This window comes from Neorhizobium sp. LjRoot104, from assembly GCF_964253725.1.
In the GTDB taxonomy this organism is placed as follows: Bacteria; Pseudomonadota; Alphaproteobacteria; order Rhizobiales; family Rhizobiaceae; genus Neorhizobium.
The window spans coordinates 1,756,868-1,770,878 of sequence record NZ_CAXURS020000001.1; the positions used below are offsets into that span (position 1 = coordinate 1,756,868).

The following is a 14,011-nucleotide window of genomic DNA, read 5'->3' on the forward strand; positions in this document are numbered from 1 at the left end:
ATTGATTTTCCACGGGGTTTAGCCAATCGCTAAAATGCAAACGAGCCGCCGTGCGAGGCGTTGCGACCCGACGGTTCGTCAGGCCGCCACCTCTTCCGTCAGGCGATGCCCGGCATCGGTCACCAGCCAGGGAGCGGCGCGCAGCACCTCCCTCGGCCTTTCATAGGTCGCCACCGCCGCGATCATCTCCCGCCAGGCGGGGTGATTGGCCTCGGGATCGGCCAGTTCGTCGATCTCGCGCAGGACCCGCGCTTCGAGCGGCGAAAGCATCAGCCGGCCACGCTCCATCGCGCCGCGCAACACCCGCAAGACATAGGCGAGATCAAAGGCGGTGATGCCGGCGCAGGCCGGGCGGGTGGCATGGTAGGCGCCGCGCGCACCCGGCTCGAGGGCCAGGCGAATCTGGTCGAGGGCAAAGGCCGAAAGGCTTTCCGGCACCTCGGACGCGACTTCCATGGCATGCAGCAGCAGTTCGAGTTCGACGGCAGAATGAACGACGCCATCGGCGGCGATCGTGCGCATCAGCCAGCTGGCTTTCGCGTCGTCGATGCGTCCCGGCGGCTTCGTGCCACGCACGAGATATGCCGTCAGGCTTTCGACGAAATAGGTCGACCATTCGGGGCTTTGTTCGGAACAGGAATCATTCAGCGCAAGAAGGGCGAGCGCATCTTCGGAGGAGCAAATGCCATCCGGGAACGCGTATTTGCGCAGCATCAGTATATCGTCGGCCACAATCCGACCCTTCCCGGCGATGACACATGCCGGAAAAGAAAAGCGGAATCCGCTCATCTTCATTTCTCCGTTTCATCATGAAACTGAATGTGGGGGATAAATGAGAGAAGTTGAGGGGCAGCAAAGAAGCGGGGTTAACGGGCAGGAAACAGGGCCGTCAAACCGTCTCCAGCTGCTTCGATTTGGAACGCTCCCGCCAGATGATGAACAGGCCGGAGGCGACGATGACGGCGATGCCGAGCCATTTGGAAGCGGTCGGGAAATCGCCGAACAGGGCGTAACCGAGCACCGTCGCCGAGATGATCTCGAAATACTGGAAGGGCGCTAGCAGTGAAAGCGGAGCCAGCCGGAAGGCCCGAACCACGAGCAGATGCGCGTAGCCCGAGATCGAGCCGAGCAGCAGCAGCAGGACGAGACCGAGCCAGGAGGCGGGCAGCGACGGCGTAAAATCCTCAGCCCCCGCGCTATCCCCGATCACCAGGGCTGCGGCCATGAACAGCGTTCCTCCGACGCCCGCCATGGTCTGCATGACGAGCGGCGAATCGGCTTCGCCGATCGCGCGGTTGAGGAAAAGGTAGAGTGTGAAGAGGAAGGCGCAGGCGACCGGCAGTAGCGCCGTCCAGCCGAAGATCGCGTAGCTCGGCTGGATGACGATCATGGCACCGCCGAACCCGACGACGATCGCCAGCCACCGCCGCCAGCCGACCTTCTCCCGCAAGAAGATCGCCGACATCATGGTGAGCATGAAGGGCTCGACGAAATAGATGGCGAAGACATCGGCGAGCGGCATGTATTTGACCGCCGCGAAGAACATCAGGCTGGCCGCGGCATGCAGCACGCCGCGCAGCAGGTTCATCCAAGGACGCTTTGGCCGGAAGATGGCGGCCCCGGTGAAGACGACGAGCGGCAGGATACAGACGAGCTGGAAAAAGAACCGGTAGAAGGTTACCTGGCCGGGCGACATCGCCTCGAAGGTCGCCATGTATTTGGCGATGGCATCCATCAGCGGCAGGATGACCATGCAGGTGGCCATGATGGCCATGCCCTTCAGCGGATTTTCAGATGTGGAAGAGCGCATGCCCGGCACTTTCGTGGAACCGGGTTCTTCAACCACAGCGTTTGGCAATGTTCAAGGCGTGATCAGGATGAGGCGCTATCGGAAGCCGTGGCTCCAAAAATTTCCTCGAAGGCTTCGCGCAGGCGCATGTCCACATCGGCCATCATCACGGGAAGACCGAGATCGACGAGGCTCGTCACGCCATAGGCGCTGATGCCGCAGGGCACGATGCCGGTGAAATGCGTCAGGTCTGGATCGACATTGAGCGACAGGCCGTGGAAGCTGACCCAGCGGCGCAGACGAATGCCAAGCGCGGCAACCTTGTCCTCCGCCATCGAGCCATCCGGCAGCAGCGGCTTTTCCGGCCGGCGCACCCAGACGCCGACGCGGTCCTCGCGCCGCTCGCCGCGCACGTTCATCATGCCGAGGGTGCGGATCACCAGTTCCTCGAGCGCCGCCACATAGGCGCGCACGTCCTGGCGCCGGCGTTTGAGGTCGAGCATCACGTAGGCCACCCGCTGGCCGGGACCATGATAGGTGTATTCGCCGCCGCGGCCTGTAGAAAACACCGGGAACCGGTCCGGCTCGATCAGGTCGGCCGTGTCGGCGCTGGTGCCGGCCGTATAGAGCGGCGGGTGTTCGAGCAGCCAGACCAGTTCGTCGGCGCGGCCATCGGCGATCGCCACCACCTCCCGTTCCATTTCGGCCACCGCCTCCTCGTAGGGAACCAGGCCATCGGAGATTCGCCAGCGCACCGGCGGGGCGCCGGTTTGCGGCAGCATGGACAGATTGAGATCGGTGCGTGTCAGCATGGAAATTCTTCTGGCAAAAACAAAAGGGTGCGGCAAGGGGCCGGTTTCGGCCCGGTTTATATAGGCATTCGGACGAAGAATTTTTATCCTTCAAAAATCTGTCACGGCGCACTTGTGCACCCCAAATGCTTTTGCTACATGCAGCCCCGCCGGCGCAAGTCGGCTCTACCACGATGCGGTCGTGGCGGAATTGGTAGACGCGCAGCGTTGAGGTCGCTGTGTCGCAAGACGTGGAAGTTCGAGTCTTCTCGACCGCACCAAAATAAGAAACCCGCTTCGGCGGGTTTTTTGTTGCCCGGATCACGACGGACAGAACCGGCCGGTAAAAATTTAGCGGCCAAGCTCGCGTTCCTTTTAGATTTTCCCCTTAATCCAGTCGATCGGGACATCTGGGGAAAGACATGAACAATCTCATTTTTCCAAAGGCATTCGCCTGCCTTCTGGCAACGACAGTCGCCGTTTCCGCCGAGACGATTTCCATAGAGGCTCATTCGCCGGAGCTTTCCGTGAATGCGGCGGAGGGGATCGGTACGGCCAATGCCCATATCCTCGCCGAGATGACGCGCAAGGACGCCAGCGACTATTGCTCGAACTGGTTTCTAGGGCGCGGCAAGGCGGTGATCAACGACTGCATCAAGACCAGCCTGGACGGTGACAATACCAAGGCGGAGATAAGCGCCGATTGCGATGCCGGCTCACTCACCGACCCTCGCGGGCGAAAATTTACCTTTGCCGGGGCCTGGGATAAACACGACGATATTCGAGCGCCCGGACGGTTCCGTTTCAAGGACGAAACCGGCACGATCGTTGAGCCCAACAATGCGGCAGGTGGGCTTACCCTGGCGCATCTCTGGACAACGCTTTGCCCGCAGGGCTTTCCCACCCTGGACACGGAATTCAACCCGTATGTCAAGAAGCGGGATTTCGCGCTCGCCTCCACCAAAGACACGGACCACCCGCTCAACAACAGCCTGAATATCGAGCCGTTCATCCACAACGACTCGTTCATGCATGTCAGCTACAGGTATGGGCTCATCACCTATCATGATCCGAAACCATCTATCGCCGGTACGATCCCGCCCAACACGCTGCTGTTCCAAGGCAGGATCGAGCATATGGGCGAAGCGATCGGCGTCGCCTACACGTTCAAGAAGGGCTGCGAACCGGCACCCTATTTCGTGATCGGCTATTACCACGCCCAAACATCCACCTATTTCCTGCACGGCAAGGCGCCGCTCCGCAGCAAGACGAATTGCGACATCATCGGCTATAGCGACAAAAGTCCGAATGCGACTTTGAAATTGCAGGCCTATCTGATGGACTGATCCCGGTGCATATGCAGCAAGCGAAGGACAAGGCCATGGTTGAACTGAAAGTAAAGACACGGCCGATCGGTGCGACCGCCGTCCTCGGGCGCCTCGGTCACCCGCAGGTGACAAGCGAGACGGGTGGCCAGGTTGAGGTGGTCACGGGCGCTTCCGAGCCGGGGTTCAATCCGCTCGACCTGATGTTTTCGTCGCTCGCCGCCTGCCTCGTGCTCAGCGGCCGGATCGCCGCGAGCAAGCTCGGCATCCTCGACAGGCTGAGCGAGGTGAGGGTGCATGTGACCGGCGAAAAGGCCCATGAAGGACCGTCCCGGATCACCAAATTCATCGTGGATTTCCGCGTCGAAGGGGACTTCGACGACGAACAGAAAAGTCAGATCGCCCACATGGCCGAGGACATCTGCACCGTCAGCAATACGCTGAAAAATACACCGGATATCGTGCTGACGAGCGCCTAGTAGTCGTCAGGCCTCAATCGTCGTCGGGGATGTGGCTATCGACGCCCTCGAGCCGAAGGTTGTTGACCAATTCGCGGACACCGGCGACCCGTTGGATCCGGCGGACGATCCTGCGCGAGGTCGCCGCATCATCGACGGCGCCTTTCAGCGTAACGGTTCCGTCCTCGACATGCACGTCGATCGACGCCATGTCGATCATGTCCAAGTCCTCGATGGCGTCGGTGATCCGTTCTTCGAGGTCGTCTGCCTCCTCGATACCCTTCGTTGCGGGACGAATGCTATCGACCAGCCGCTCTTCCGATCCGTCGCGCTCGGCGCTGTCCACCTGATAGCCCCGATTGCGGTCCGTATCGAAATTGGCCTTGGGATCGCCGTAGGCAGCGTTATCGACGGGACGGGCGCCGGCCGCATCGTCATAGGGCCAGCCTTCGTCGATATTCCGGTCATCATAATCGCGAAAATCTTCCTCGCGGGAAATATCGTCAGCTTTCTTCTTGCCCGGCACGACCGCCTCCTGTCATTTCAAAATGGACCCGGCGCACCCCCTGTTCACGAAAAAGGCTGGTGCGCCGGGTTTTCGCTTCAGTGGCTCGTGGATGCGCCGTTCTTGCTACCCGTCAGGGTCAGGTGGCTTTCGACATCATGTACGCCATCCACGGTTTCCGCGCTCAATACGGCCTTCTCCGCGCTCAATACGGCCTTCCTGGCCGAGAACACGGTATCGACGGAACCCTTGAGGGTAACCTTGGTTCCCTCGGCATGCGGTTCGATCGTCGATGAATCGACGTCCGGCAAGGCGGCCAGACGCTCTGATACTTTTTGCTCGAGTTCGGCTGCGGTCTTGTCTGCTGTCGCATTCACGGTCGTAGCTCCTCGCTGAGTTGCGACCTGATAACGGACGAACGCGGATTTGGTTCGGTTGTGCGATTTATTTTCCCTTGTCCCATTTGCGTAGCAGCCGGTCGCGCTTCAGGCGAGACAGCCGTTTTAGCCAGAAGACGCCGTCGAGCTGGTCGATCTCGTGCTGCATGCAGATGGAATGGAAACCCTCAACGTCCTCTTCGTGGACGGCACCGTCGAGATCCTGATAGCGAAACCGGATCCTTTTCGGGCGCTCGACCTCGTCGTTTGCACCGGGCATAGAGACGCTGCCTTCCATATGCCGCATGCGCTCGTCCGAGGTGCTGAGGACTTCCGGATTGACGTAGAAGCGCGGACCGGTCTCTTTCGACAATTCCAGCACCACGAGCCGGGTGAAGACGCCGACATGCGCGGCGGTGATGCCGACGCCGGGTGCCGCCCGCATCGTATCGAGAAGGTCATCGGCGAGCGAGGTCAGCGTCGCGTCGAAGACCGTGACCGGTTCGCAACGTTTGGACAGGCCCGGATCGGGATATTTCAGGATGGTTCGGATCGCCATTTTTCGAACTCCTCTTACTCACTCGCGGGTTTTTCCGCATCGTTTCGCCCTGCGCTCTGGACCCGGAACGGCAATTGTTCTAGCAGGAAAACCGGTGGCATGAGCAATAGCGCCGGACGCAGCTATCCGGTTGTTGACAATATGTTTTTTGCCGCCATTCTCCTTTTGTCAAAGACCAGCAGCGAGGGCGGCAGATGAGCGATATCGGCGAGGATCACCGCCTGCGCACAAAAACCGACGATGCCGGTGACGACATCTATTCCGAGGACGGGGCGATCCGCGCGGATTTCCTGGCGATGGTCGGCGCCGCAATCGCCGATCGCGACACGCTTTTCCTGCGCAGCCATGTGGCGCGCCTGCACGAATCGGAACTCGGCGACCTTCTCGAAGCCATCCTGCCCGACCAGCGCCATGCGCTCGTGCGGTTGCTCGGCGACGATTTCGACCTCACCGCACTCACCGAAGTCGACGAAAACATCCGAATGGAGATCGTCGACCAGATGCCCAACGCGCAGATCGCGGCGGCGATCGGCGAACTCGATTCGGACGACGCGGTCTACATTCTCGAAGACCTCGACCACGAGGACCGCGAGGAAATCCTGGCGCAGCTGCCGTTCACCGAGCGGGTGAGGCTTCGGCGCGCGCTCGATTACCCGGAACAATCGGCCGGCCGCCGCATGCAGACGGAATTCGTCGCGGTGCCGCCGTTCTGGACCGTCGGCCAGACGATCGACTACATGCGCGACGAGGAGGACCTGCCGGAGAGTTTTACCCAGATCTTCGTCATCGACCCGACCTTCAAGCTGCTCGGCGTGCTCGACCTCGACCGTATCCTGCGCGCCAAGCGGCAGGTGAAGATCGAGACGATCATGCGGGAGACGAACTACCCCATCCCGGCCGACATGGACCAGGAAGAGGCGGCCCAGCTCTTCGAGCAATACGACCTGCTCTCGGCCGCCGTCGTCGATGAGAACGGCCGGCTGGTCGGCGTGCTCACCATCGACGACGTCGTCGATGTCATCCAGGAAGAGGCGGAAGAGGACATCATGCGCCTCTCGGGCGTCGGCGACGAAGAACTGTCCGACTCGGTCCGGGAGACTTCACGGTCGCGGGTTCCGTGGCTGCTGGTCAATCTGTTCACCGCCTTCATTTCGGCGTCGGTAATCTCGCTCTTCGAGGCAACCATCGAACAGGTGGTGGCGCTTGCGATCCTGATGCCGATCGTCGCCGGCATGGGCGGCAATGCCGGCTCGCAGACCATGACCGTGACGGTGCGCGCGCTTGCGACCCGCAATCTCGACATTCACAACGCCTGGCGCGTCGCGCGACGCGAGGCGGGCGTCGGCCTGATCAACGGGGTAGTGATCGGCTGTCTCGTCGGCATGGTGGCCGGCCTGTGGTTCCACGACGTCCATATCGGCGGGCTGATCGCCACCGCCATGCTGATCAACATGTTTGCGGCCGCCATGGCCGGCATCATGATCCCGCTGCTGCTCGACCGGGCCGGGGCGGATCCAGCGGTATCGTCCGCCGTGTTCGTGACCGCGATTACCGATACGACCGGTTTCTTCTCGTTCCTCGGGCTCTCGACATGGTGGTTCATGCTGCGCTGAGCGCGAAAATTGACTGTTACGTAAAAGTCAATTAGTTTGGCTGACGAGTAGCAGGACATGATCGTGAACAAGTATTACAGCATTACGGAGCTGACGCGTGAATTCGGGGTATCGACCCGCACGCTGCGCTTCTATGAGGACGAGGGTTTGATCCACCCGGAACGCCGGGGCCGCACGCGGCTTTTCCGGGCGACGGATCGCCGGCTGATCCAGGAAATCCTGCGCGGTCGCCGGATCGGCTTCACGATCGCCGAGATCCGCGAGATCATCCAGGTCTACAAGGAGCCTCCGGGCGAGCTTGGGCAGCTCAAGCTCCTGATGACGCGTATCGACGAAAAGCGCAACGACCTGCGCCAGAAGCGCAAGGATATCGACGATACGCTGACGGAACTCGACAATGTCGAGGAAGCCTGCCTGACCCGGCTCGCCGAAATCGGCGTCGGCACCTGACCTTCGAAAGGCGCTACTGCGCCTCGATCGAGCACTGTTCGGCGAGCGACTGCACGCGGTCGTCCTGCGGAGCGATGGCGCCGGATTGCAGTGGCGTCATCAGAGACTGGGCGATCAGCTTGTCGGCGGTGCAGCCGCAGAATTTCTGGCAGAGGCCGGCGTCGTTGCCTTGGCCCGTGCAGCCGGCCTCGCAGCTTCTGACATAGCCGATCCGCGGGTCCGGCGGCGGAGCCGGATGCACCAGCGAAAAGAGGTAGACGAGCGCGATCAGCACCGGCTGGTGGACGAGGTAGATGATAAGACTGTGTCTTCCGGCCTTCGAGAGAAGGTTCTGCCGCGTCTGGACCGCTGCGAGCCTGGGAAGCCAGTTTTGAGATAGCGCGAGCCGCCCGACCGCCACTCCGGCCAGAAGCGCCGCGATCCAGGGAAACAGCGGCACGTAGTCGTTTGAACGCGGCGGGATTTCTGCAAAACCGAGCCAGCTCAGGTAACGGGCGTTGAATGAAGCCCAATCCAACGCGCCGGGCAAAAGACCGTAGTCGATGATCATCGCGGCAGCGATGAGGACGACGACGGCACCGGTCAGCAACGGGGCCAGGCGCAGGAAGGCGAGGCCGATCAGGCTCGACAGCGCGATATTGTGCAGGATGCCGAAATAGATCCATTCACCCGGAAAGGCGATCCGCGTCGCGATGCTGATCGCCACCGCGGCGCCTGCGACCATCGCGAAACGCTTCCAGAAGGATTGCCAACGGATCTTTGGAAAATGCGCAAGGACAAGGCTGACACCCGCCAGGAACAGGAACGAGCTGGCGATCGCCCGGGCATAGACCTTGAACACGCCCTGAGTCGCCGTGCCCGGATCGAGATAGCCGAAAAACTCGAGATCCCAGGTGAAGTGGTAGGTCGCCATCGCAATGAGGGCGACGCCACGCAGCGTATCGATCAGCGTGATGCGGTGTCTGCGCGGGGCGGGGTTCGGGGTCTCGGCAACGGTCACTGCTTGTCTTTCCGGATCAAATCTCAGGGCGTCCCACGATCCATGATCGCCAGCCGGGCCTCGGAAAAATACTGGCGGCGGACGAGCACGACAATCACGACGACGGTCATCGCGATGAACATATAGGGCCCGATGAACCAACCGAGATAGCCGATCGATAAAAACAGCGCGCGCAGGCCGGAATTGAAGTGGCCGGCCGCAATCGTGTTCATCCGCACCACCTGATCGGCCGCACGCTCGGCCGCCGCCCGGTCGGCGTGGGTGTCGTGCATCATAGGCAGGGCGCCGAAGAGAATGGTGCAGTAGTTGAACAGCCGGTAGGACCAGCCGAACTTGAAAAAGGAATAGCCGAACAGGAATGTGAGGCCGGCCACCTTCAGTTCAAAGGCCGTGCGGCCGCCGTAAGCGACGAAGGGCAGGCCTTGGAAGACCGCTTCCACCTGTTCGGTGGCGCCCAGCAGAGCGAAACAGCCGCCGATCGCGAAGATCGACGTCGAGGCGAAGAAGGCGGTACCGTTCTGCAGACCCGCCAAAATCTGCGTGTCGATCATTTTCAGGTCGCGGCGGAGCGAATTGTAGATCCAGTCCTTCCGCCGTTCGGCCATCGCCCGGTTGAGGCTGGCGCGCGGAAACAGCCGCGAGCCCGCGCCGGCGGTCACCCAGGAATAAACGGCCCAAAGCACGGCAAAGAGGGCAAGCGCAATATAATCAGCGTTCGTCATGGGGCCTCACCGTTGGGAATCGGTCTTGATCCGTCTCGTCATGCTTTGTTTCGGTTTCGGCGGCAAGCCTCCCGCGCGGGGAAGGGAACGATTCGGGCCGGGCAGGCGTTGCAAACGCTACCTCGCCATGCTTCCGCCATTTTTGCATTGCGGAGGCGGCAGGATTTTAATAGACCATTAGCCATGACGACCCGAGGCGGACGTTCATCAATGCTGCAAGAACCTGGAGACGACATGGAAGATACCGTTCAGAAGTCCTGCTGGGGCGTGACTTTCAAGGCGCTCGTAGGATTTGCAGGTGTCTTGGCCCTCGCATATATTTTCGGCGCCATCTGACGATCTCACTGGAATTCCGGAATTTCGGTCCCCGGCGTGGTATTCGTACCGCGCCGTTTCTATTTTAGGACCATGTCGCGGCCGGTTCACCCGATGTCGGGCAACCGCCAAGCCACGGCGGCACTCTGACATAGGCTTGGCCATCCTCGTACCACACGGATTCACATGTTCCTGTCCGTTTTCGACGTTTTCAAGATTGGTATCGGCCCGTCGAGTTCCCACACGATGGGACCGATGTCGGCCGCCAACCGCTTCCTGGAGCTCATTCTCTCCAACGACTGGCCCAGGCCGACCGGTGCGCATGTCGCAGCGCTGAAGGTGAGCCTGCACGGATCCCTCGCATTTACCGGGATCGGGCACGGGACGGGCAGGGCGGTGATATTGGGCCTGGTCGGCGAGGAGCCGCACGCCGTCGATCCGGATAGGATGGACGGGATCATCGGCGAAGTGGAGCGCAGCGGCCGCGTCACGCCGCCTGGCCATCCGACTTACGAATTCCAGCCGAAGACCGATCTGATCTTCGACAAGAAGCAGCCGTTGCCGGGCCATGCCAACGGCATGAGTTTCTCCGCCCTAGACCGCGACGGCCGGCTTCTCCTGAAGCGCATCTACTATTCGATCGGCGGCGGTTTCGTGGTGACCGATACCGAGCTGGAGGCCATGCGCAGCCCCAAGAAATCGGCAGGTGATGCCGCGCGCATTCCCTATCCGTTCGCCTCCGCCAGGCAGATGCTCGACATGGCGCGCGGTTCGGGCCTGACGATCGCCCAGATGAAGCGCGCCAACGAAGAAACCAAGATGAGCTCCACCGAGCTCGATGCCGGTCTCGACCGGATCTGGGATGCGATGTCGAGCTGTATCGACCGTGGCCTCAAGGTCGACGGCATCATGCCTGGCGGGTTGAAGGTGAAGCGCCGGGCGAAGGCGATCCACGACAAGCTGAACGAGGAATGGCGCAGCAACCGGCTGAACCCGCTGCTCGCCAACGACTGGCTCTCCGTCTACGCCATGGCAGTCAACGAGGAGAATGCCGGCGGCGGACGCGTCGTCACGGCGCCGACCAACGGGGCTGCCGGCGTCATTCCGGCGACGGTGCGCTATTACCTGCATTTCCACGACGATGCGACCCAGGCGGACATTCATAATTTCCTGCTGACGGCTGCCGCAATCGGCGGCATCATCAAGCACAATGCCTCGATCTCGGGCGCCGAAGTCGGCTGTCAGGGCGAGGTAGGCTCGGCCGCCGCCATGGCAGCGGCGGGGCTTGCGGCCGTCATGGGCGGCTCCCCGGAGCAGATCGAGAACGCCGCCGAGATCGCGCTGGAGCACCATCTCGGCATGACCTGCGACCCGATCGCGGGCCTCGTTCAGGTGCCCTGCATCGAGCGCAACGCGCTTGGGGCCGTCAAGGCGGTCACGGCGGCCTCGCTCGCCATCAAGGGCGACGGGACGCATTTCGTGCCGCTCGACGCCTGTATCGAGACGATGCGCCAGACCGGCAACGACATGAGCGAGAAATACAAGGAAACCTCGACCGGCGGCCTTGCGGTCAACGTCGTGGAGTGCTGAGTCGTCGCACCGCTGTGGAGTGAGCCGAGCAAACGCTTGACCTCGCATCCGGATGGGTCTTCAACGAAACCATGGCTCTACATCTCATCAAACTCTGCGTCGGCGCCGATTCGATCCAGGATCTTCAGGATTGGGTCGCTGAGCGGTCGCTCAACGCGATGGCCGCCGGCCTCGAGCCGCACAGCGTCCATACGACCCGCATGGCGCCGAAGCGCATGGAGGAACTGCTCGAGGACGGATCGCTATACTGGGTGATCAAGGGGCAGGTGATGGCGCGGCAGAAGCTGCTCGATATCCGCACGGTTACGGGCGGAGACGGTATCCAGCGCTGCCAGCTGGTGCTCGGCCCCGAGGTCATCGAGACCGCACCGCAGCCGAAGCGGCCTTTCCAGGGATGGCGGTATCTGAAAACCGAAGAAGCGCCGCGCGACCTCGGCAAACTCGGCGAGGACGTGGCGGCGCTTCCGGAAGATCTGCGGCGGGAACTCGCCGAGCTTGGACTTCTGTAACCGGAAAGCTTGCGCTCAGCGAAGCTTGATGCGAACCGGCGCACGGCCGGCGCGGATGCCGATATGCAGATGGACATTGGCCTCCGGCTGGGAATGACGCCAGGCGCGGGCGGCGTGGCTGAGCAGCATGGAGACCAAGTCGCGGGTCTTTTCCTTGGAACGGTTCAAGCCGAGACCGGCGAGCCGCATGGCCGCCTCGTGAAGCGGATTGAGGGCAGCGCCCTTCGCCCTGGAATTCTGCGCCGGCTTGAAGGCCAGTTCTGCGCTGTTTTCATTCATTGCCATCGGAAACCCCGTCTACTCGTTACTTTCGAGATCCCCCCGCGCCGGAAGGCCGGCGCGGGTATTTCCTTGATCGCCGTCGGCGTCGTCTCTCACTGAAGAGACGCCCAGCAGCTGATGCCCTTCTTCTTCAGCAGGTTGCAGGCATCGATCGCCGTCTTCTGGTCATCGAAGCCGCCGAAGCGGGCACGGTAGATCTGTTCGCCATTGTTGCTGAAGGCGACAGTGAAGGGTTTGGCGGAACGCAATACCTTGCCGCCTTTATCCTGCGCATTCTGCAGGAGATCCTGAGCTTGTTTCTGGTTCGGCGACGCGCCGATCTGGATGACCCAGCCGTTCGACGCCATCGCCACTTCCGCGGCCTGAGCGGGCTTTGCAGATACCGCGGAGGCCTTGGTGGACGCGGTCGTCACCTCATCGACGGTCGAGCGACCGGTCCGGTGCGCCACCGCCACCTCGGTCCTGGCCGGCATGTATTCCGGCGCCGGCGTCGGGACGGCGGAGACGCCGGCCATTGCCGAGTTCATCGCCTGGGTGATGACTTTCTTCTGTTCCGGTTCTGCGGCATAGGCCGATGCGGCAGCGGGAGCCATGGTTGCAGCCTGCTGCTCGCCATAACGGGCGCCCGGCAGCGGACCGCTCGGCGGCAGGTCGAGGGCGGCCATCTGGCGGACGTCGGATTGCGTCGCGGCAACCGACGGCGCGGACCTGACAGGCGCAGAAGGAGCAGGCGCAACCGGAGCGACGGGCGCTGCCTGGGCGATCAAGTTGCCATTGCCGCCGCGAGATGCCTCCGGAAGATATTCCGCGACCAGCTTGCGCATCGTTGCGTCACGGGCAGCGCTGGAGCGACCACCGAGCACCACGGCGACGATCGAACGCCCGTCGAGCTGGGCCGAGGTCGCAAGATTGCTGCCGGCGGCCCGGGTGTAGCCGGTCTTGATGCCGTCGACGCCCTTGACGTTGCCAACCAGGCGATTGTGATTGCCGATCGTCTGCTTGCCGAAGTTGAAGCTGCGGATCGAGAAATAACCGTAATACTGCGGAAAATGCTGGCGCAGCGCCATGCCGAGACGGGCCTGATCGCGTGCCGTTGTCATCTGCGCGGTGTTCGGCAGGCCGTTGGCGTTGCGATAGGTGGTGCGGGTCATGCCGAGCGCACGCGCCTTGCCGGTCATCAACGATGCAAAGCGATCTTCGGAGCCGCCGATGAATTCACCGAGAGCGGTGGCAATGTCGTTGGCGGAGCGGGTGACGAGTGCGCGAATGGCCTGATCGACCGAGACCGAACCGCCAGCGCGAACGCCGAGCTTGGAAGGCGGCTCCGACGCGGCGTGGGCAGAGACCGGAACCTGCGTATCGAGACTGATTCGACCGGATTCGAGCGCCTCGAAGGTCAGGTAAAGCGTCATCATCTTGGTAAGCGACGCGGGATAACGCAGACCGTCCGGATCCTCCGAATAGAGAACCTTGCCGGTCTTGGCATCGACTACGATACCGGCGTATTTCGGACCGGCAGCCGCCGGCGTCGAAAACATTGAAATCGCCACAGCCAATGTGAAGAGAAAACCGAGGAACCGCCCCGGAGCCGTCGCATCACCCTTCGGAAGGGATGCAGAGAACATTTTTTTCGACACTGCCGCACTCATCGCTTGCATCACATTCGTCATATCCGGACGCGCCCCCGCCACGACCGTTGCCCGTCAATCTAGGGGATTAGCGTTAC

At 61.9% G+C, this 14,011-nt stretch carries 16 protein-coding genes and 1 tRNA gene; 7 read left to right on the forward strand and 10 right to left on the reverse strand.

The window, feature by feature from the left end; translation table 11 throughout:
* Window positions 1-78: 78 nt before the first annotated feature.
* The 3 genes from ACSQ8R_RS08925 to lipB form a co-directional block, all read right to left on the reverse strand.
* Window positions 79-732 carry a hypothetical protein gene (locus ACSQ8R_RS08925; RefSeq protein WP_436253011.1) on the reverse strand — a complete coding sequence of 218 codons (654 nt, stop codon included), beginning with the start codon at window positions 730-732 and terminating at the stop codon, window positions 79-81.
* 157 nt (window positions 733-889) lie between these two features.
* The gene (locus ACSQ8R_RS08930; RefSeq protein ID WP_436253012.1) at window positions 890-1,810 is read right to left on the reverse strand and encodes a DMT family transporter; all 921 of its coding nucleotides are present in this window, start codon (window positions 1,808-1,810) and stop codon (window positions 890-892) included.
* Between the two features lie 62 nt (window positions 1,811-1,872).
* The gene (lipB, locus tag ACSQ8R_RS08935; protein WP_436253013.1) at window positions 1,873-2,601 is read right to left on the reverse strand and encodes a lipoyl(octanoyl) transferase LipB; all 729 of its coding nucleotides are present in this window, start codon (window positions 2,599-2,601) and stop codon (window positions 1,873-1,875) included.
* Between the two features lie 175 nt (window positions 2,602-2,776).
* Between lipB and ACSQ8R_RS08940 the strand changes: the two genes are divergently transcribed.
* The 3 genes from ACSQ8R_RS08940 (at window position 2,777) to ACSQ8R_RS08950 (ending at window position 4,384) form a co-directional block, all read left to right on the forward strand.
* Window positions 2,777-2,861 (forward strand) — tRNA-Leu (locus ACSQ8R_RS08940).
* Between the two features lie 141 nt (window positions 2,862-3,002).
* Window positions 3,003-3,926, forward strand: a complete 924-nt coding sequence (locus ACSQ8R_RS08945; protein WP_436253014.1) for a hypothetical protein — start codon at window positions 3,003-3,005, stop codon at window positions 3,924-3,926.
* Window positions 3,927-3,961: 35 nt separating this feature from the next.
* On the forward strand, window positions 3,962-4,384 hold the full coding sequence (locus tag ACSQ8R_RS08950; RefSeq protein ID WP_436253015.1) for an OsmC family protein: 423 nt from the start codon (window positions 3,962-3,964) through the stop codon (window positions 4,382-4,384).
* A 13-nt stretch (window positions 4,385-4,397) separates the two neighbouring features.
* Here the strand turns inward: ACSQ8R_RS08950 and ACSQ8R_RS08955 are convergent, their stop codons facing one another.
* The 3 genes from ACSQ8R_RS08955 to ACSQ8R_RS08965 form a co-directional block, all read right to left on the reverse strand.
* Window positions 4,398-4,889, reverse strand: coding sequence for a BON domain-containing protein (locus tag ACSQ8R_RS08955; protein ID WP_436253016.1), 492 nt, complete (start codon window positions 4,887-4,889; stop codon window positions 4,398-4,400).
* 77 nt (window positions 4,890-4,966) lie between these two features.
* On the reverse strand, window positions 4,967-5,245 hold the full coding sequence (locus ACSQ8R_RS08960) for a BON domain-containing protein (RefSeq protein WP_436253017.1): 279 nt from the start codon (window positions 5,243-5,245) through the stop codon (window positions 4,967-4,969).
* A gap of 67 nt (window positions 5,246-5,312) precedes the next feature.
* Complete coding sequence (locus tag ACSQ8R_RS08965; RefSeq protein WP_436253018.1) at window positions 5,313-5,804, reverse strand: peptide deformylase; 492 nt, start codon at window positions 5,802-5,804, stop codon at window positions 5,313-5,315.
* Window positions 5,805-5,998: 194 nt separating this feature from the next.
* On the opposite strand from ACSQ8R_RS08965, the gene mgtE reads away from it, so the two are divergent.
* Both mgtE and ACSQ8R_RS08975 read left to right on the forward strand, forming a co-directional pair.
* The gene (mgtE, locus tag ACSQ8R_RS08970; RefSeq protein WP_436253019.1) at window positions 5,999-7,417 is read left to right on the forward strand and encodes a magnesium transporter; all 1,419 of its coding nucleotides are present in this window, start codon (window positions 5,999-6,001) and stop codon (window positions 7,415-7,417) included.
* 57 nt (window positions 7,418-7,474) lie between these two features.
* Entirely contained in the window at window positions 7,475-7,867 is a 393-nt protein-coding gene (locus tag ACSQ8R_RS08975) for a MerR family transcriptional regulator (RefSeq protein ID WP_046626288.1), read from the forward strand.
* Window positions 7,868-7,880: 13 nt separating this feature from the next.
* On the opposite strand, the gene ACSQ8R_RS08980 is transcribed toward ACSQ8R_RS08975, so the two are convergent.
* Both ACSQ8R_RS08980 and ACSQ8R_RS08985 read right to left on the reverse strand, forming a co-directional pair.
* Window positions 7,881-8,867, reverse strand: coding sequence for a DUF1624 domain-containing protein (locus ACSQ8R_RS08980; RefSeq protein ID WP_436253020.1), 987 nt, complete (start codon window positions 8,865-8,867; stop codon window positions 7,881-7,883).
* A 23-nt stretch (window positions 8,868-8,890) separates the two neighbouring features.
* On the reverse strand, window positions 8,891-9,589 hold the full coding sequence (locus ACSQ8R_RS08985) for a DUF599 domain-containing protein (RefSeq protein ID WP_436253021.1): 699 nt from the start codon (window positions 9,587-9,589) through the stop codon (window positions 8,891-8,893).
* A 501-nt stretch (window positions 9,590-10,090) separates the two neighbouring features.
* Here ACSQ8R_RS08985 and ACSQ8R_RS08990 point away from each other — a divergent pair.
* A complete protein-coding gene (locus tag ACSQ8R_RS08990; RefSeq protein WP_436253022.1) occupies window positions 10,091-11,494 on the forward strand; it encodes an L-serine ammonia-lyase in 1,404 nt (467 codons plus the stop codon).
* Window positions 11,495-11,565: 71 nt separating this feature from the next.
* Window positions 11,566-12,003: a DUF1489 family protein gene (locus tag ACSQ8R_RS08995; RefSeq protein WP_436253023.1), complete on the forward strand. Its 438-nt coding sequence runs from the start codon at window positions 11,566-11,568 to the stop codon at window positions 12,001-12,003.
* A 15-nt stretch (window positions 12,004-12,018) separates the two neighbouring features.
* Here ACSQ8R_RS08995 and ACSQ8R_RS09000 read toward each other — a convergent pair whose 3' ends face one another.
* Both ACSQ8R_RS09000 and ACSQ8R_RS09005 read right to left on the reverse strand, forming a co-directional pair.
* On the reverse strand, window positions 12,019-12,288 hold the full coding sequence (locus ACSQ8R_RS09000; protein WP_436253024.1) for a hypothetical protein: 270 nt from the start codon (window positions 12,286-12,288) through the stop codon (window positions 12,019-12,021).
* Between the two features lie 89 nt (window positions 12,289-12,377).
* Window positions 12,378-13,943, reverse strand: coding sequence for a D-alanyl-D-alanine carboxypeptidase (locus tag ACSQ8R_RS09005; protein ID WP_436255423.1), 1,566 nt, complete (start codon window positions 13,941-13,943; stop codon window positions 12,378-12,380).
* Between the last annotated feature and the right edge of the window lie 68 nt (window positions 13,944-14,011).